Here is a 17,330-nt window from a genome sequence, read left to right as displayed (position 1 = left end):
GCATCTTGCAATAATAAGCTGACATAAACTGGTCATAAAGTGGCAATATGTTCTCAGAGCAGGTAATATTCGCCGAGTTTTTTTACCTGATGTATGGGTATATATGTATAAGTCTCCTTTAGTTTTATCACTTGCGTTGATTTTAAGTGGCTGTCAATTAACAGCTTCTGATTCAGCAAGTACAGATGTTGCAAGCAATAATGTTGAGCAACAATTAGACGGCGCAAGTCCGAGCGATATCAATGATGCATTGATGATTAACGCTCAATATCAACAATTAACCGATATTGATGAGCCGCCTCCTGTATTTGATGATGTATGGGAACGTATTCGTTATCAGCTTTCGATTGATGTGCCACAAAACCGCCCAGTTGTTGCAGAGCGCAACTATTATGCACGTCATCAGGCCTATTTAGATCGAATATCTAAGCGAGCTGAGCCTTACTTATACTTTATTGTAGAAGAAGTCGAAAAGCGTCAAATGCCAATCGAAATTGCGCTTTTACCTATTGTAGAAAGTGCGTTTGACCCATTTGGTTATTCACATCGCAGTGCTTCTGGCATTTGGCAATTTATGCCACAGACTGGTGAGCGTTTCGATTTAAAACAAAACTGGTGGTATGACGGTCGCCGTGACATTGTACAATCGACCCGTGCAGCGCTAGATTACTTATCATATTTACACAAAACCTTAGAAGGCGATTGGCTAAATGCCATTGCAGCCTATAACTCAGGTGAAGGTCGTTTACTGCGTGCCATTAAAAAGAACCGTAAAAAGCATTTACCAACGGATTTTTGGTCACTTGATTTACCAAGAGAGACCACTGCCTACGTACCTAAGCTGTTAGCGCTGTCTGATCTAGTAAAACGCAGTGACGAATTTGGTGTTAAATGGCAACCAATTATTAATGCTCAAGTCGTTGAAGCAGTTAATGTCGGGAGCCAAATTGACTTAGCACTTGCCGCTGACATGGCAGGTATTAGCTTAACAGAGCTTTATCGTTTAAACCCTGGTTTTAATCGCTGGGCGACAGATCCAAATGGCCCACACTTTTTATTATTACCGTCTGATAAAGTTGAAGCGTTTACTGACAAGCTTGCAAAAACAGAGCAAAAAGACCGCCTACGCTGGCAGCAATATGTGGTAGCACGCGGTGACAGTTTATCTGTGATTGCGAAGAAGTTTTCGACAAGCACAAACGCTATTAAAACCCTGAATAAGCTTTCATCGAATACAATTCGTGTTGGTCAGCAATTACTTGTGCCACTGAGCGATGGTGAGATTAATAGCCAGCATTTACCAAAATCAGTGCGTATGGCGGCTAATAAAGCAACACGTAAAAAGCTAAGCCATAAAGTGGCCAGTGGCGATACACTGTGGGATATCAGCCGTGAGTACGATGTGACCATAGCTGAACTTGCAACATGGAATAAGCTAAAAAAAGACGCTGTACTGCGTGTTGGTCAAAAGCTAACTGTGTATAAGCAAGAAAAATCACAACTTGCTGCTACACAAATCAAAGAGCGCACCATTACCTATAAAGTTCGTCGTGGTGACTCGTTAGCGCGCATTGCTGCTAAGTTTAATGTGTCTGTAGAAGATATTATTAAATGGAACTCATTAGCTGGGCAAAAATACATTCAACCTGGGCAAAAGCTTAAATTAAAGGTTGATGTTCGAAGCGCTTAATTGCTTCATCCAATATCAAAAAAAAGAGCGCCTAATGGCGCTCTTTGTCTCTCTCATTTAGTATTTATGCTTCAAAGCCCATAAGTGTAATAACTCATTGGCAATAGTCGCTGCGGCAATCGCCGTTAATTCACTTTGGTCATAGGATGGCGACACTTCAACCACATCCATACCGACCATATTAATGCCTTTCAATGCACGAAGTACTTTGAGTACTTTATCGCTGGTTAAGCCACCACATACTGGCGTGCCTGTCCCTGGAGCGAATGCGGGATCAAGGCAGTCAATATCAAAGGTTAAGTACACAGGTAAGTCACCGACGCGCGCTTTGATTTGCTCTGCGATATCTTGCGCTGGCAAATCATTGGCTGCCATTGCATCAATTACCGCAAACTCATGCTTACTCTGATCAAAGTCAGTACGAATACCAATTTGAATACTGTGCTCAACATCAATAAGCCCTTCCATCGGAGCATGATAAAACATGGTGCCGTGATCATAGCGAGAGCCATTGCTGTAAGTATCTGTGTGGGCATCAAAATGCACTAATGCCATTTTACCGTGTTGTTTTGCATGGGCACGCAGTAGCGGCAAAGTCACAAAATGGTCGCCACCTAAACCTAATAATGTTTTACCTTGGCGAAGAATTTGCTCAGCCGCTAACTCTAACTGCGCGGTAAAATATTCTGGGTCGCCTACTGGGTAAGTAAAATCACCTGCATCAGCTAATTTTAAACGCTCAAACAACGGAAACGTCCACGGGTACTTGGTTTCTTCCCATGCCAGGTGCACTGAGGCACGACGAATTGCGTCAGGCCCTAAACGAGCACCAGGGCGACCTGAGGTCGCCAAATCAAAGGGTAAACCTAACACCACTACATCGGCATCGATTGCTGTGATGTTTTGCACCATCGGCTGACGTAAAAACGTCATGCCGTTTGAGTACAATGAATGATCTGTGTGGTCAAACAATGTCGACATTGCTTATAACTCTTCTAAATAAGTGTAACCATTTAAGCCAGTTTGCAGCTCATCTAATACGCTTTGCTGCTCAGTTTCTGGCAATTTAGCTGCCACCAGCTGGGCGTAAGATTGCTGGAAGCTTTCTACATCTAAATGTACGTAACGCATCATGTCTGCAACGGTATCACCTTCGTTAACTTCAGTGATTTGCGCCTGACCTTGCTCATCCATTTTTATAATTGCACTGTGTGTGTCGCCAAATAAGTTGTGCATATCACCTAAAATCTCCTGATAAGCACCCACTAAGAAAAAGCCCATTAAGTAAGGTTTTTCTTCGCTAAAAGCTGGCACAGGCAATGTACTTTCAATACCTTGACCGTCTACATAATGCTCCATAGCACCATCTGAGTCGCAAGTGATATCAAGTAACACAGCGCGTTTTTGTGGTGTTTCTGTTAAACCACTTAGCGGTAGAACAGGAAACACTTGGTCAATACCCCATGCATCCGGTAATGACTGGAATAATGAAAAGTTCACAAAAAACTTATCTGCTAAACGCGCATTTAATTCATCAATAATCGGGCGATGAAAACGGTTTTTGTTATCCATATGTTTGTTAAGTTCATAACATACACGTAAGTTAACTTGCTCCGCCCATGCTCGCTCTGTTAAATCTAACAAACCAAGTGCAAATTGATTATGTGCCTCGGCTAAATCACCTTGGCTATCGTGATAAATTTCGATTAATGCACGGTCGTCATTGTCATTACTTAACTGTTGCCATGATGTCCACATGTTTTTTAACAATAGGGGTGCATCTGCTGCTGGCGCTTGAATTTCTTCAGGTACATAGCTTTCGGTGCCGATAACATTCGAAATCAATACAGCATGGTGCGCTGTTAACGCACGACCTGACTCAGAAATAATGCGCGGCATTGGCTGCTCATATAACTTACAGGTATCACCAATGGTGTATACAATGTTATTAGCGTATTCACTTAGGCTGTAGTTCATTGAGTTATGAGACTGGCTGCGTGTACCGTCATAATCTACCGCTAAACCGCCACCCACATCTAAGCAATCAATTTGTGCACCTAACTTGCGTAACTCACAGTAAAAACGCGCAGCTTCACTCACACCTAAACGAACATCGCGGATGTTTGCCATTTGCGAGCCTAAGTGAAAGTGTACAAGTTGGATCAGATCGAGTTGATCAGACGCTTTAAGGTGATTAACCACACTGAGTACTTGCGATGCCGACAAACCAAATTTTGATTTTTCGCCACCACTTGCTTGCCATTTGCCCTTACCTTGCGATGCTAAACGTACGCGAATACCAATGCGTGGCTTTACGTTTAACTCTTTAGCTTGGCTAAGCACCATGTCTAGCTCAGACAGTTTTTCGAGAACAATGTAAACCTTGTGACCTAGCTTTTCGCCAATCAATGCTAAACGAATGTATTCTTGGTCTTTGTAGCCATTACACACAATGACAGCACTGGTTTTTTCAGCCATCGCTAATACAGTTAATAGCTCAGGTTTACTGCCCGCCTCTAGACCTAATTGTTTCTTTTCAATATCAGCTTGGCTTGCAACAATTTCCTCAACAACTTCACGCTGTTGGTTTACTTTAATTGGGTAAACAAGCAAATAGTCTTTCGGGTAACCATAATTTTCAATCGCCGTGTTAAATGCCTGACATAAGCTATGTACACGATGATGTAAAATTTGTGGAAAACGAACCAACGCAGGCAAGCTTAAGCCTTTATCTTGTAACTGCTGTGCGATATCGATTAGTGCAATGGTTTGCTCTGGGGCATGGGCCTTTGGCGCAACATACACATCACCTTGATCATTAATACCAAAGAAACCTTGGCTCCAATGACGAACATTGTAACTCGTGCGAGCTTGTTCTAGTGATGTTGTCTCTTTCATCTATCTTTCTCTTTTATTTTAGTAGTGCCGAAATCGGCAAGGGTTGTTGCCGCGCATTAAAAGAAAAATAGTGATTCAAGTCCAACAAGAATTTTTACTCGTAACGAGTGATTTTTGATGTGAAAAACTAATCGATAAACTCCAATATTATTAGGGTTTAATTTAGTTGTTAGATTTTAAAATTCCTTTAGATGGACAGGCACTCAATATGGCAAATGAGCAATTTTTAAAAAGACAGTCACTGCAAAAATATATGTTAGAAAATATGTGTTTGTGAAATCCATCTTCATTTCAGTGGACAGGCACTACTTTTGTGATGTCATCAGCTTTTGAAGAGTTTGACCCTAGTTGCCTCCACGCTTCATATTGCTCATTGCCATGCCAAGTAATACCAATGTATTCCTGCCAATTCTCGAAGTCTTTTGTGCGATACTTTTCAACCCCACAGCCACCAGCACCAAAAGCAGTACGGCAAATTTTTACAGTAAGGTAAGTACCATCAAAATTCAGTTGTGATTGCTTATTATTGCAAACACTTAAAGGACGAGTAGGAAGTGTAAGAATTACTTTTGTTTTTATAGTGCCATTATGATTGAAGACACCAGTGAGGGAATGACATGAGTTTAAATAGAACTGAGTGGCACCAATAGTAAGGTCTGGCTGCTTATTTTTAGTAAAATTAGATAGCTTCGGTTTATCACCGCAAGAAGCTATCAATAAAATCATAGTAAAACATAAGATTTTTAAGGAGTATTTATAAATTAAGGTGACCTCACTAAAACATGGCTTAACACTTAAATTATTGGTTAAGCCCTAACTCCATAAATAAACTTTGTGGATTTTCACTGTAGTTACCAAACGGACCACAACGATTGAAACCTAAGTTTTCGTATAAGCTAATAGATTCTGTTTGCTTAGGACCTGTTTCTAATCGAATTAGTGGAATTTGCTGCTCACCAGCGTGATGCAATAGTATTTGCATAATTCGACGTGATAAGCCTTTACCACGGTAACTTGGTTTTACATATAGACGGCGGATTTCACCGTATGGAGGGTTGCCTTCTTGCATCACGATTGCGCCACATGCAACGATACCATCTTCATTTTTTAAGCCTATAGCATAAACATTAGGCTCAGCTAGCTCTTCAAGGCTTAAAGATTGGGCTGTAGCAACGGGGTATAATGAGTTTATGAGTCGGTCTATATCAGAAAACACGTTAACTACTTCAGGATCATGTGGATTTAAATCGACTAACTGCATAAAACTCCCATTTTTATATGTCGTTTTTGTTAATGATGTTAACAATGATATCGGATATTAGTCTGATCCTCTACTCTTGTTTTCAATATTCATTTTTATAGGTACTGTTCAGACCGTCATACTATCGCTTAGTTCAACGGTATGTAACTGAAAAAACGCCCAGTTGATAAAAATTAAAGTCCAACCTACACCACCCTATTTAGGATTAATGCTTTCTGCTGACAAATTTTAACAAGACAGTCACTTAAAAATAAAAGCCTTAGAGTTGAAATGAAATTCATCTTAGTTTCAGTTGAAAATGACTTCGCAGAACCACTTATTTAGAAAGTACTGATTTATTCTTAAATTTTGGGACCTATTTCAATATGTATGAGAACCTCTAGACATACTAAAGCAGTGAACTTAAATCCTTCTTACAAAAATCACATAGAAATTAGCTAGCAAACAATAATCGACTATTAGTACAGTTACTTCGTCGCCTGCGAGCAGTTTTACTACAATAATTTTCAATTGCACCTACTCGACCTACAGCTCCATGAAATAAGTTTTCAAAGTGGGTTGTTAGTGTTAACCATTTTTCCGGTTCGAAATTCAGCCTTTCAAGAATAGGAGGTAAATGATGTTCTATAAATCCGGGCTTATTAGTACAAATACAACGCCCAGTTTGCTCTACCAGTAGCAGGTATGACTTTAACTCAAAAGGTATTCCCTTTGATTTATACTTACTCATACCACCAATAAAACGAGCTAGTACTTTAGGTTGCTTTGACTCCTTCATGCTCTGGCATCGCTTTTTAAAACTGGTATAGTCCGATTGCTCCGGCGTGCTCGCAGCTTTAGCACGAACAGGGTTTAAGTCAACATAGGCCATACATGCTAAAAGCGCTGATTCATCAAGCAATGCTTGGCTCTTAAAGCGTCCTTCCCAAAAGTGACCCGTACACTCGTCTTCTTTATTTGCACGCCTGGCAATATATTCATTAAGCATCCTCATGAACCAACTAATGCTCGAAAGACGCGATCTATATTCTGCAACCTCTTTATTTAAGAAGACTTGTTGGCCGTCACTTAACGGCTCACCATAGAGAAACTTTTGGCCTAACGAGGTCATTTTACTGAGCTTAAACCAGCGTAAAAGGATGGCCTTATCGGTTAGCCTATTTGCTTTTTTATCATCAACATAAAGCACAATATGAGTATGATTGCTCATCACCGCATAAGCACATACATCAATACTAAATACCTTTGCAAGAGCAAGCAGGCGCTCTTCAACCCACCATCTGCGATGTTCATATGATTTACCTGTGAGTACGTCTTCCCCGCAAAGGTAGGCACGCCTAACACAACGGGATACACAATGATAATATTTGGTGTTCGACAAACAGATTTGCCGCTTCCTTGCTAAAGCCATCGTCCACTCCTTGAACTGATAATTTGAAATGCATTAGCTGTAACTAAAGTGTAGACAAAAATTTTTATGCTGCAAGAGCACTTAAATGTAGTGACTGTCCATTTAAATTTGTTCCTCTAGATTTCAACTAAGTACTGGGCTTAAAATGACTGTCCACGTAAAGAGTTAAACACTTTGTTACGGAAAAAAGCTGTTCAAATATCGTTAAAACCATATACTGCAAACAACAAGAAAAAAGATGAGGTTTTCTCGTGCAGTTCACTCAAGGTATGGAATACTTCTTTTCTGGCTTTAAGTTAATTAGCCAAAAGGGGTTGAAACGTTTTGTACTTATTCCTTTAACAATCAATATCCTGCTTTTTGGTAGTTCGCTGTTTTTTTTATATGGCTGGCTTACCGATGGCTTTGCTTACATGAACTCGTTATTACCCGAATGGCTTAGCTGGCTCGAATGGCTAATGTGGCCGATTGCCGTGCTGGTGATTTTATTTAGTTACAGCATGCTCTTTACGGTAATCACTAATTTTATAGCAGCCCCATTTAACGGCCTACTCAGTGAAAAAGTTGAGCTTTACTTAACAGGGCAAAAAATTAATGACGACAGCCTTTTCGATACAATGAAAGATGTGCCACGTATGCTCGGCCGAGAATGGACAAAACTGTGCTATTACCTACCACGTGCTATTGGCTTTTTTATTTTGTTGTGGATTTTACCTGTGATCGGGCAAGTTTTATGGGTGTTATTCACCTGTTGGATGTATGCAGTGCAATACGAAGACTACGCGTTCGATAACCATAAAATTAGCTTTAACGAAATGAAAAATGACTTAAAGCAAAAGCAAACACTTTCTTATGGTTTTGGATTAGCGGTAATGATTTTAACTGCAATTCCATTCGTAAACTTAATTGTCATGCCTGTTGCTGTGTGCGGTGGTACTCGTTTATGGGTCGATAATTATCGTAGTAAATACCGTTAAAAATTAGGTTTTCAGATACCTATTAAAAAGGCCAATAGCTCACACTATTGGCCTTTTTAATTTCAAATTAAGGTTAACTGTAAAGGCTCTGTGGCACCTTGGTTACATTTAAATGTACGGTGACTTCTTCACGGTCATGATATAAATGCTTGGCTTGTAATTCGTAACTTACACCATACTTTTCAAGCTCTTCTTTAATCATTTTTAAACACTCGTAAACGCTATCAAAACGTTTTTTCATCGGTAGTTTAAGATTAAAAATAAGCTCTTTTGCGTAGGCATTCACCGCCCAATCTATCATAAGGTTGGTCACTTTAGCCGGCTTTTCTACCATGTCACACACTAACCATTGAATATTGCGCTTTTCTGGGCGGTATTTAAAACCATCTACTCTAAAGTGCTTTACCTGACCAGTTTCCATCAAGTCATCATTCATAGGGCCATTATCGATTGCGCTTACAAACATTCCACGGCGCACTAGCTGATAAGTCCAACCACCAGGGCAAGCACCTAAATCAACACCTCGCATGCCAGGTTGCATACGCTCTTCAGCTTCATGAGGTGGAATAAATACGTTAAAGGCTTCATCGAGTTTTAACGTTGAGCGGCTTGGCGCATCATTAGGCATACGTAAACGCGGAATGCCCATAAAGAAAGGCGAATTATTAAATGTGTATGAGTAGCCAACATAAGCACTGTCGTTTGCTAAAAATAACACATGCATAACTGGTTTTTTCTCGGCAAGCTCGCGTGTTACCTTCGAGCGCTTTTCAAGCGATTTTTTCAGTGGCGTCGAAATCTTCTTGCAGAACTTACTAAGCTCTTTACCTTCGTTGGTGTCTGGCGTTTCTACACGTAGGTCACCACATTCAGGAAACTCAGCGGCAGCTTCAACAATAGCACTTACACGGTCTTCAAGTGGCATGTTATCGACTAAGGTGCCAGTAAACCATTGGCGAGCAAATACCATATTCTTGAAATCTACTTTTTTGATGATTTCTTCACCGTGGCTTGCATCAAAACATTCGTAAACAACAATACCTGTATTTGGTTTTGTTTTTACGTAACCAGCAAAGCCTTGTTCAGCAGCCTGAAAAGTAATTTCAGCAGCGGCATCATTTTCAAAACCACTGCGACAATAAATAACTACACTCGACATAGACAACCCTTAAAACTTATATCGTGCTGCTTGAACTAACAAAATAGCCCAACCAATAATAAAACAAACACCGCCAATTGGGGTGATAGGCCCAAGCCACTTCATGCCCGTTAGTGCGAGTAAATACAAACTACCGCTAAATAACACGGTACCTGCGATAAAAAATCCACCAGCCCAGCTTAAGTTCATGCCCCACTTAATTAAGATAGCAATTGCTATCAATGCAAGGCCATGCACCATTTGGTATTCAGCGGCGGTTTTAAAAATTCCAATCGCATACTCAGAAACACGGCTTTTTAAACCATGAGCAGCAAATGCGCCAAGCATTACCGAAAGCATGCAAAATAAGCTACCAATCATTAAATATAGTTTGATCATTGCGCATCTCCAGCCGCTAAATTCATAATAAACTGCGCTGCATAATCTGCAGCTTGCTGTAAGTTTTCTTGTTCTGTAATGCCACTTTTTTTACGAGGTTTTAATGAGTGGTCACCATCTTTGAGAAATTTAATCTCTGGCGGATTAACCATTTCAAGCTCAGCGAGTTCTTGCTGATTCCCAAACGTATCACGCTCACCTTGCAGGACTAAAAAAGGGCATGGCATATCAACAAAATGGTCTATGCGAAGTTTTTCGGGTTTACCCGGTGGGTGAAACGGATAGCCAAAAGCAACCACGCCAGCAATTTGAGCTTGGTCCTGCTCGGCACAGAGCATAGAAGCCATACGCCCACCCATAGATTTCCCCCCAATAAATAGCGGTAAATCTGGCTGGCGCTCGGCTAAAACTTCACTAAAGTAGGCAAGTAACTTAGGAGCACGCTCGGGAGGTCTACGCTTGCCTGTTTCTTTTGCAATTTGCATATACTGAAAATCAAACAGCGCTACATCAATATCATGCTGACTAATCAAGTTAGCCATTGTTTGCATAAACTCAGAATCACTGCCTGCCCCTGCACCATGGGCAAATATAAATTGTGCACGCGCCTTGCCCGTTGCACTTTTAAACCACTGTAACATGTTAATACTCTTGTTCTTGCTCAACTAAACTCAGCATCCAGTCTTTGAAAGAGACTATTTTACCAAGCTCTGTTTGCGATTCGCGGATCACTAAATAATAAGCATTTTTACTTTCTAATGAGTGACTAAATGGAATGACGAGTCGGCCCGCATCAATATCAGGTTTTGCTAAAACGCTATTACCAATTGCAACCCCCTGCCCATGAACCGCTGCTTGCAATACCATCGATGAGTGACTAAAAATCGGCCCTTGGTTAACTTGTACATTACGTACACCTGCCGTTTTCATCCAGGTTTTCCAATTTTTACGGGTGGTATCATGCAATAAGGTATGATTTGCTAAATCACTGGGTTGATTAAGCGGCTTAGGGCCCGTTAACAACAATGGGCTACATAAAGGCACTAGATATTCAGTGTGGAGCTTATATGTCTGCACCCCGCTCCAGTGACCACGGCCGTAGTAAATAGCAATATCAACATCGTCAGAAAGTGAATTTTCATCCTGATCTTGCGCTTTAATTCGCACGTCGATTTCTGGATGTAATTCATTAAATAAACTAAGTCTGGGTACTAACCATTGAATCGCAAAGCTTGGCGTTAAACTTACCGTTAATGACCCTTTTGCACCTCGGGCAAGTAGTTTTTCAGTGGCATCGATCAGCTGGGTAAAAATTTCTTTAATATCTAAAAAGTAGCCTTGCCCTTCTTCAGTTAAAAGCAAAGAACGATTTTTACGTAAAAACAGCTTTAAACCTAAATGCTCTTCAAGGGTTTTAATTTGGTGGCTCACCGCGGCCTGCGTTACATATAGCTCTTCTGCTGCTTTGGTAAAGCTCAAATGGCGGGCAGCGGCTTCGAATGCTTTTAGTGCATTTAAAGGAGGTAAACGACGAGACATAAACACCAAACTTAGAATTAGTTTTTCTTATGCATCGATTATAGCGATACAAATAAAAAAAGGCGACCATGGTCGCCTTATTCATACTTATATACTTAAATTATAAATCGCTTGCGCTGGTATCGAGTGGTGCAAAGCTTTTAACTAAGTCATCAACCGCTTTCATTTGCGATAAATAACCTTCTAGCTTGCTTAGTGCAAGTGCACATGGACCATCACATTTTGCTTCATTCGGATTAGGATGCGCTTCAATAAATAAACCCGCAATGCCTAATGCCATACCACTGCGAGCAAGTTCTGCAGCTTGAGCACGACGACCATCCGCAGAGTCAGCTCGGCCACCTGGGCGTTGTAATGCGTGAGTTGCATCAAAGATTACCGGCGCCATAGGTTTCATATCATCCATACCAAGCATATCAACCACAAGGTTGTTATAACCAAAGCTAGTACCACGCTCACACAGTGCAACATTGTTGTTGCCCGCTTCATTAAACTTTTTAATGATATGACGCATTTCGTGTGGTGCTAAAAACTGTGGTTTTTTCACGTTGATGATGGCACCCGTTTTTGCCATAGCAACAACTAGGTCAGTTTGACGAGCTAGGAATGCCGGTAACTGAATTACATCAACCACTTCAGCTACAGGAGCAGCTTGATGCGGCTCATGTACGTCGGTGATAAGTGGCACATTAAAAGTAGATTTAATTTCTTCAAAGATTTTTAAACCTTCTTCCATGCCCGGGCCACGGTATGAGTTAATTGAAGAGCGATTAGCTTTATCAAAAGAGGCTTTAAAAACGTATGGAATGTTTAGCTTTGATGTTACTTCTACGTAATGCTCCGCAATACGCATCGCTAAATCACGTGATTCAAGTACGTTCATACCACCAAACAATACAAATGGTTTGTCGTTGGCTAATTCAATCTCGTTAATTTTAATTAACTGGTTGTTCATTTCTATTCCTTAAGGTGCAACAGCTTGTAGCATTAATCCACAAATATAAGCCATGTAGGTACCAACACCATAGCCTAAAACAGCAAGTAAAACACCTACTGGCGCAAGCGATGGGTGGAAAGCTGATGCAACAACAGGTGCTGATGCCGCGCCGCCTACATTGGCTTGAGAGCCTACTGCCATGTAAAACAGTGGAGCTTTAATTAATTTCGCCACAATAAGCATTAAGCTTGCATGGGTAATCATCCAAATCGCACCGAGTACAAAGTACATTGGCGAGTCAAAAATCGCGGTAATATTCATGTGTAAGCCAATTGAAGCAACAAGGATATATAAAAAGCTTGATGCTACTTTTGACGCACCAAAAGCTTCAATATGGCGAACTTTAGTAAACGATAAACTAATACCAATTGTGGTAGAGATAACAATTAACCAAAAGAATTTACTGTTTAAACTATACTCTTGTGCCCATGGGAAGTTAGCCCCAAAAAACGGACCTAAAAAGTCTGCACAAAAATGTGCAAGGCCTGTAATACCAAAGGCAATAGCAATAATCGTCATATAATCATTTAGAGTTGGCATGCGCGCATGCTCAGCATGATACTTTTCTACGCGCTCTTTTAAATCTTCAATTGCACGCGTATCTGCGCCTGTTTTAGCATCAATCGCCTTATGGTTTGCTGCCATTAATAACAGTACAGCCATCCATAAGTTAGCTACTATCACATCAACAGTCACCATTGCAGAGAAGATATCGCCGCCTACTTCAAACATTTCTTTCATTGAAGCTTGGTTTGCGCCGCCACCAATCCAGCTGCCGGCAATGGTCGTCATACCACGCCAAACAGCGTCAGGGCCATGACCACCCACAGCCTCTGGGTAAACGGCGCTCATCACTAAGATAGCCAGTGGGCCACCGATAACAATACCCATGGTGCCTGTTAAAAACATGATTAATGCTTTTGGCCCAAGGTTTAAAATCGCTTTTAAATCAATACTAATTGTAAGCAATATTAAGCAAGCTGGTAGTAAATAGCGCGACGCCACAAAATATACATTTGAAGAATGACCATCAACAATCCCAAAGGTATTGAGTAATGATGGTAAAAAGTAGCAAAGCAATAATGCCGGTACATATTTATAAAATTTTTGGCAGGCAGCATTATTACTGTGCGAGGTTTTAAAAATAAACCCCAAAATAACGGCAAGCAAACCAAGTACGACTGCGTCATTGGTAATTAGCGCACTGTGGGCGTCAGTCATAAATGTTCCTTTAAATTAGTGGTGTGTATTATTGTTGTCTTCTATTTCAGCAATTTGATGCTGAATAACTTCGATAGCAGGATCATCTGGGCACTCATTGACAAAGTACTGCAAATCATCCCGTGCCATTTTTGGGCAATCTAGCTGATTAAGTAAATAGCCGCGGTCACGACGCTCGTACGGATCATCACCAAGTAATTCCATCAGCATTTCCACACAATGCAAAGCATGGCCAAATTTACTTTCGCTGATAAACGACCATTTTTGTTGAGCTAGATACAGCTTATAAAGCTCTTCTTCAAAAATCAGTTCCAGCGGTTCTTGCTCATCGCCATTTTCTTCACAAGCATTCTCTGGTGTTATGTACCAACTCTGCTGACCTGTGCTTGGCTCAATTAAATAACCCTCTTCATCACTCATCCCAACGTGAACATGCACGTCTCCCTGACTAAGCGTGACTGTGGCATCAAGTTCAGCATGCTGTAATAAATGGCAAAGTAAAATTGCCAGCGTGGTTTGTGTGCCACTGCGCATGGTAATGGTATAGCTAAAACTATTTAACGTATACTCAGGCACTTTTAAGCTTGATGAGCTAAACAGCCATTGCTGATAAAAGGTATCAAGTAACTTATCGAGACGCTCATGTGGCTCTTTTAATTCAGCGCAAAGAGCTGTTACCGTATTTTCAAGCTCATTAAGAGTGTCATAACAGGCTGTTAAATCAGCTTGTTGATCCCACTTTAATTCGGCGTCGATACAACGATAAAGCACTTTAGAAGAAAATGCGTCAAAGGCCTCATCTTGATAGGATTCATTTTGATCTTCAAACCAAGGGGTGGTCATTTATACTGCTACATCTCTTTCAAAAACGAACAGCTAGTTTACCTACTTTTGCCCTAAGTTACCAATACTGAGCGATGAGATATAAAAAAGCGGTACGACAGCCTATGCCATCAAATACCGCCTAGAGATTTGTTATAAAAGAAGTGCTGTTTTAGCAGACGCTAAATAACCAATTGCTAATAAAATAATCGTGGTTATAGCAAGTAATACAACCTTCGCGCCTTGTGCGCTTTGCTTAGCTGCAACAATACCTAGCACAATATAAGCAACCACTAAGATTATCTTTTCTAATAACCAAGATTGTTCAAGTGGGTTAAAACCTGCCATTACAATCAATGCCACGGCAGAAACAAGTAATAAGGTGTCGATACTGTGGCTGCCAATAAACACCACTTTATTTTTTGCCAGAGCGCCCGTCTTTAAGCGTGAAAAAGAACGAACGTAAAATAAGATAATACTCAACACGGCAAACAACATGTGAGTATGTTTTACTGCTAAATAATCCATATGCCCCTAATTTTATTTTAATTAATCTGGATAACGTACAAGTACGTCTTCTATTTCTTTAACACGCTGATTAAACACTTCGATTAGCTTAGGATCAAATTGTTTACCCTGTTGCGCATTAATTTCTTTCACAACATCGTCTAGTGACCACGGCTCTTTATAACAACGCTTATGGCGCAGTGCATCAAAAACATCAGCTAAAGCCACAATGCGACCAGCAATTGGAATGTCATCACCTTTTAGACCTTTCGGATAGCCTGAACCATCCCAACGCTCATGGTGCGATAACGCAATAATCGCCCCAGTATTAACAATGTCACGATTTGAGCCTTTTAAAATTAAATGACCTTTTTCAGCATGCTGTTGCATGATGCCCCACTCTTCGTCGGTTAAAGGCCCAGGCTTATTTAAGATAGCATCAGGAATACCCACTTTACCCACATCATGCAGTGGCGCAGCTAAGCGAATAAGCTCTGCTTCGCGTTTTGATAGACCATAGCCCATGGCAAGTTCATAACAAATGTGCGATACACGTTTTACATGATTACCTGTTTCTGTTGAACGTTGCTCTAATGCTTCACTAAGTCTAAATACTAACTCTTGCTGTGTTGCTTCAATTTCAGATTGTAGCTGCACATTTTCATACGCCAGCTGTACATTTTGCGAGAAAATTTCAATCAAATGACGCTGAGTGTCGGTTAAATGCTTAGGGATACCGGAAATAAATAACATCGAGTTGTGATTACATTCACTACAGCAATAAGCAAATAAATAGTTTTCACGGTAGACGATGGTTTTTTCGCTCAGTGCTTGTTGGCAGGCTTGTAACTGCTCCTCATCAAGCACTTCTTCAATCGCCTTGCCTTCACTGCGTTCAAACTCACCTCGCCCTGAAAACACCACAAGCTTCTTTTGGTTATCTTGCGGGTTACTGGCAACTAAACTTGTTGCATACATAGCTTGATCAACAGTACCTAGCAATGAGGTAAGTTGCTGCATCACCCCTTCAATAAAGCTTTCTAGTGAATGAGTCGAGAAAATATTACGAGATGCTTTAATAATTTTTTCAAGGCCTTGGCGAGATTGCTCAATCGATAAAATGTCACGGTAAGAACGTAAGCTCGACATCACCACAGTGAATAGTTTTTGTGCTGTTAGTTCAGTTTTTGATTTGTAGTCATTGATATCGTAATTAACGATAACTTGACGCTCTGGCGCTTGCCCAGGCTGACCTGTACGAAGAATGATACGAATGTGATTATTTTTTGCGGTTTCGCGAATGAACTTAGCAACTTTGAGACCTGCATCATCGGTTTCCATAACCACATCGAGTAGCACGATAGCAGCATCTGGGTGCTGTTGAATAACCTGCTTGGCTTCTTCACCCGAATAGGCGCTGATAAACTCTAAACGTTTATCTTGAAATTCAAAGTCACTCAACGCAAGCTTTGTTACGGCATGTACTTCTGGCTCGTCATCAACGACGATGACTTTCCAACTACCCTGAACCACCTCATTTACTTCATCAAGTGCTTCATCCGAAAACAAAAAATCATCCATTCTATGGGATCCTCAAAGGCTATGTACGCACAGTGCACTTAATTGTTATTTAGGCCATTGTGCTAACGTTACACGGTCATTACCGCCAAGATCTTTAATTGTAAGTATATGGCTATACGACATTTGTGCAAAAAATTCTTGTACCTTCACACTTTGTTTGTAGCCATGTTCAATTAAAAGATAGCCATTTGTTGCTAAATAGTCACGTGCGATAGTAATAATTTGTTTAATATCAGCCATACCGTCGTCATCTGCAACTAATGCAGAGAGCGGTTCAAAGCGAACATCACCTTGGCTTAAGTGCTCATCATCATGTTCAATATACGGTGGGTTGCTAACAATTAGGTCAAACTTTTGTGTACTTACTGCACTAAACCAATTGCTTAACGCAAAAGTGGCGTTGTTAATATTGAGTCGTTGTTTGTTCTCTTCGGCAAGCTCAACTGCATCAGCCACTCTATCAACCCCTGTCACCTGCCAATTAGGCATTTCACTGGCTAATGCCAAGGCAATTGCCCCTGTGCCAGTGCCTAAGTCAAGCACGTTTGCAGCAGTAGGAAGCTCAAGGCCTAAAGCATATTCAACTAATGTTTCGGTATCAGGTCTTGGGATCAGAGTTGTTGGATTAACCTTTAAAGGAAGACTCCAAAATTCACGAAAACCAACAATATGAGCAACTGGTTCACCATTTAAACGACGCTGACATGCTTGTTCAAAGTCAATTTGTTGCTGTTCGGTAAGTTGTTTTTCGGGCCAGGTAAATAAATAACTGCGAGGTTTATCAAGAATGGATAATAACAGGACTTGTGCGTCTAACTTAGCACTGTCGCTGCTAGGCGTTAATAACGCCGTTGCAGCAACAATTGCTTGTTCAATGCTTTGTGGCACG

Annotated in this window: 17 protein-coding genes; 2 read left to right on the top strand and 15 right to left on the bottom strand. The window is 40.8% G+C overall.

Annotated features, from left to right (window positions below; translation table 11 throughout):
• Nucleotides 1–103: 103 nt before the first annotated feature.
• Entirely contained in the window at nt 104–1,690 is a 1,587-nt protein-coding gene (locus AADY36_RS06105) for a LysM peptidoglycan-binding domain-containing protein (protein WP_054561800.1), read from the top strand.
• Nucleotides 1,691–1,747: 57 nt separating this feature from the next.
• Here AADY36_RS06105 and speB read toward each other — a convergent pair whose 3' ends face one another.
• The 5 genes from speB to AADY36_RS06080 form a co-directional block, all read right to left on the bottom strand.
• Nucleotides 1,748–2,671 carry an agmatinase gene (speB, locus tag AADY36_RS06100; RefSeq protein ID WP_119852051.1) on the bottom strand — a complete coding sequence of 308 codons (924 nt, stop codon included), beginning with the start codon at nt 2,669–2,671 and terminating at the stop codon, nt 1,748–1,750.
• 3 nt (nt 2,672–2,674) lie between these two features.
• On the bottom strand, nt 2,675–4,588 hold the full coding sequence (gene speA, locus AADY36_RS06095; RefSeq protein WP_342408666.1) for a biosynthetic arginine decarboxylase: 1,914 nt from the start codon (nt 4,586–4,588) through the stop codon (nt 2,675–2,677).
• A gap of 291 nt (nt 4,589–4,879) precedes the next feature.
• Nucleotides 4,880–5,314 (bottom strand): hypothetical protein, encoded by a 435-nt coding sequence (locus tag AADY36_RS06090; RefSeq protein WP_342408665.1) that lies wholly within the window; start codon nt 5,312–5,314, stop codon nt 4,880–4,882.
• Between the two features lie 73 nt (nt 5,315–5,387).
• Entirely contained in the window at nt 5,388–5,849 is a 462-nt protein-coding gene (locus tag AADY36_RS06085; protein ID WP_054561803.1) for a GNAT family N-acetyltransferase, read from the bottom strand.
• A gap of 433 nt (nt 5,850–6,282) precedes the next feature.
• Nucleotides 6,283–7,260, bottom strand: a complete 978-nt coding sequence (locus AADY36_RS06080; RefSeq protein WP_342408664.1) for a transposase — start codon at nt 7,258–7,260, stop codon at nt 6,283–6,285.
• Between the two features lie 269 nt (nt 7,261–7,529).
• On the opposite strand from AADY36_RS06080, the gene cysZ reads away from it, so the two are divergent.
• Nucleotides 7,530–8,237, top strand: a complete 708-nt coding sequence (gene cysZ / locus AADY36_RS06075) for a sulfate transporter CysZ (RefSeq protein WP_290128525.1) — start codon at nt 7,530–7,532, stop codon at nt 8,235–8,237.
• Between the two features lie 73 nt (nt 8,238–8,310).
• Here the strand turns inward: cysZ and rlmM are convergent, their stop codons facing one another.
• The 10 genes from rlmM to prmC all read right to left on the bottom strand — a co-directional run bounded on the left by rlmM (nt 8,311) and on the right by prmC (nt 17,329).
• Nucleotides 8,311–9,396: a 23S rRNA (cytidine(2498)-2'-O)-methyltransferase RlmM gene (gene rlmM, locus AADY36_RS06070; protein ID WP_055022133.1), complete on the bottom strand. Its 1,086-nt coding sequence runs from the start codon at nt 9,394–9,396 to the stop codon at nt 8,311–8,313.
• Nucleotides 9,397–9,405: 9 nt separating this feature from the next.
• Complete coding sequence (locus AADY36_RS06065; RefSeq protein WP_054551639.1) at nt 9,406–9,774, bottom strand: DUF423 domain-containing protein; 369 nt, start codon at nt 9,772–9,774, stop codon at nt 9,406–9,408.
• Entirely contained in the window at nt 9,771–10,415 is a 645-nt protein-coding gene (locus AADY36_RS06060; RefSeq protein ID WP_342408663.1) for an alpha/beta family hydrolase, read from the bottom strand. The genes AADY36_RS06065 and AADY36_RS06060 overlap by 4 nt, the downstream gene beginning before the upstream one ends.
• A 1-nt stretch (nt 10,416) precedes the next feature.
• Nucleotides 10,417–11,313, bottom strand: coding sequence for a transcriptional regulator GcvA (locus tag AADY36_RS06055; protein WP_054561808.1), 897 nt, complete (start codon nt 11,311–11,313; stop codon nt 10,417–10,419).
• A gap of 100 nt (nt 11,314–11,413) precedes the next feature.
• Entirely contained in the window at nt 11,414–12,268 is an 855-nt protein-coding gene (kdsA, locus tag AADY36_RS06050) for a 3-deoxy-8-phosphooctulonate synthase (RefSeq protein WP_054561809.1), read from the bottom strand.
• A 9-nt stretch (nt 12,269–12,277) separates the two neighbouring features.
• On the bottom strand, nt 12,278–13,531 hold the full coding sequence (locus AADY36_RS06045; protein WP_054561810.1) for a DUF819 family protein: 1,254 nt from the start codon (nt 13,529–13,531) through the stop codon (nt 12,278–12,280).
• 15 nt (nt 13,532–13,546) lie between these two features.
• Nucleotides 13,547–14,374: a tetratricopeptide repeat protein gene (locus AADY36_RS06040; RefSeq protein ID WP_054561811.1), complete on the bottom strand. Its 828-nt coding sequence runs from the start codon at nt 14,372–14,374 to the stop codon at nt 13,547–13,549.
• A 132-nt stretch (nt 14,375–14,506) separates the two neighbouring features.
• Nucleotides 14,507–14,881, bottom strand: coding sequence for a SirB2 family protein (locus tag AADY36_RS06035; RefSeq protein ID WP_342408662.1), 375 nt, complete (start codon nt 14,879–14,881; stop codon nt 14,507–14,509).
• Nucleotides 14,882–14,902: 21 nt separating this feature from the next.
• Nucleotides 14,903–16,441 carry a DUF3369 domain-containing protein gene (locus AADY36_RS06030; RefSeq protein ID WP_342408661.1) on the bottom strand — a complete coding sequence of 513 codons (1,539 nt, stop codon included), beginning with the start codon at nt 16,439–16,441 and terminating at the stop codon, nt 14,903–14,905.
• Between the two features lie 45 nt (nt 16,442–16,486).
• Complete coding sequence (prmC, locus tag AADY36_RS06025) at nt 16,487–17,329, bottom strand: peptide chain release factor N(5)-glutamine methyltransferase (RefSeq protein ID WP_342408660.1); 843 nt, start codon at nt 17,327–17,329, stop codon at nt 16,487–16,489.
• Between the last annotated feature and the right edge of the window lies 1 nt (nt 17,330).

It is taken from the genome of Pseudoalteromonas sp. D15MCD-2 (assembly GCF_038562745.1).
In the GTDB taxonomy this organism is placed as follows: domain Bacteria; phylum Pseudomonadota; class Gammaproteobacteria; order Enterobacterales; family Alteromonadaceae; genus Pseudoalteromonas.
Note: the sequence above shows the minus strand (reverse complement) of the source record. Positions and strands in the feature narration are given on the sequence as shown.

Excerpts from the sequence above, each read along its gene's own strand:
- speA (WP_342408666.1), bottom strand. The coding sequence starts at position 4,588 with ATGAAAGAGACAACATCACTAGAACAAGCTCGCACGAGTTACAATGTT.
- AADY36_RS06065 (WP_054551639.1), bottom strand. The coding sequence starts at position 9,774 with ATGATCAAACTATATTTAATGATTGGTAGCTTATTTTGCATGCTTTCG.
- AADY36_RS06080 (WP_342408664.1), bottom strand. The coding sequence starts at position 7,260 with ATGGCTTTAGCAAGGAAGCGGCAAATCTGTTTGTCGAACACCAAATAT.
- AADY36_RS06055 (WP_054561808.1), bottom strand. The coding sequence starts at position 11,313 with ATGTCTCGTCGTTTACCTCCTTTAAATGCACTAAAAGCATTCGAAGCC.
- speB (WP_119852051.1), bottom strand. The coding sequence starts at position 2,671 with ATGTCGACATTGTTTGACCACACAGATCATTCATTGTACTCAAACGGC.
- AADY36_RS06105 (WP_054561800.1), top strand. The coding sequence starts at position 104 with ATGTATAAGTCTCCTTTAGTTTTATCACTTGCGTTGATTTTAAGTGGC.
- AADY36_RS06045 (WP_054561810.1), bottom strand. The coding sequence starts at position 13,531 with ATGACTGACGCCCACAGTGCGCTAATTACCAATGACGCAGTCGTACTT.
- cysZ (WP_290128525.1), top strand. The coding sequence starts at position 7,530 with ATGGAATACTTCTTTTCTGGCTTTAAGTTAATTAGCCAAAAGGGGTTG.
- AADY36_RS06030 (WP_342408661.1), bottom strand. The coding sequence starts at position 16,441 with ATGGATGATTTTTTGTTTTCGGATGAAGCACTTGATGAAGTAAATGAG.
- AADY36_RS06040 (WP_054561811.1), bottom strand. The coding sequence starts at position 14,374 with ATGACCACCCCTTGGTTTGAAGATCAAAATGAATCCTATCAAGATGAG.
- AADY36_RS06060 (WP_342408663.1), bottom strand. The coding sequence starts at position 10,415 with ATGTTACAGTGGTTTAAAAGTGCAACGGGCAAGGCGCGTGCACAATTT.
- AADY36_RS06035 (WP_342408662.1), bottom strand. The coding sequence starts at position 14,881 with ATGGATTATTTAGCAGTAAAACATACTCACATGTTGTTTGCCGTGTTG.
- AADY36_RS06090 (WP_342408665.1), bottom strand. The coding sequence starts at position 5,314 with ATGATTTTATTGATAGCTTCTTGCGGTGATAAACCGAAGCTATCTAAT.
- kdsA (WP_054561809.1), bottom strand. The coding sequence starts at position 12,268 with ATGAACAACCAGTTAATTAAAATTAACGAGATTGAATTAGCCAACGAC.
- rlmM (WP_055022133.1), bottom strand. The coding sequence starts at position 9,396 with ATGTCGAGTGTAGTTATTTATTGTCGCAGTGGTTTTGAAAATGATGCC.
- AADY36_RS06085 (WP_054561803.1), bottom strand. The coding sequence starts at position 5,849 with ATGCAGTTAGTCGATTTAAATCCACATGATCCTGAAGTAGTTAACGTG.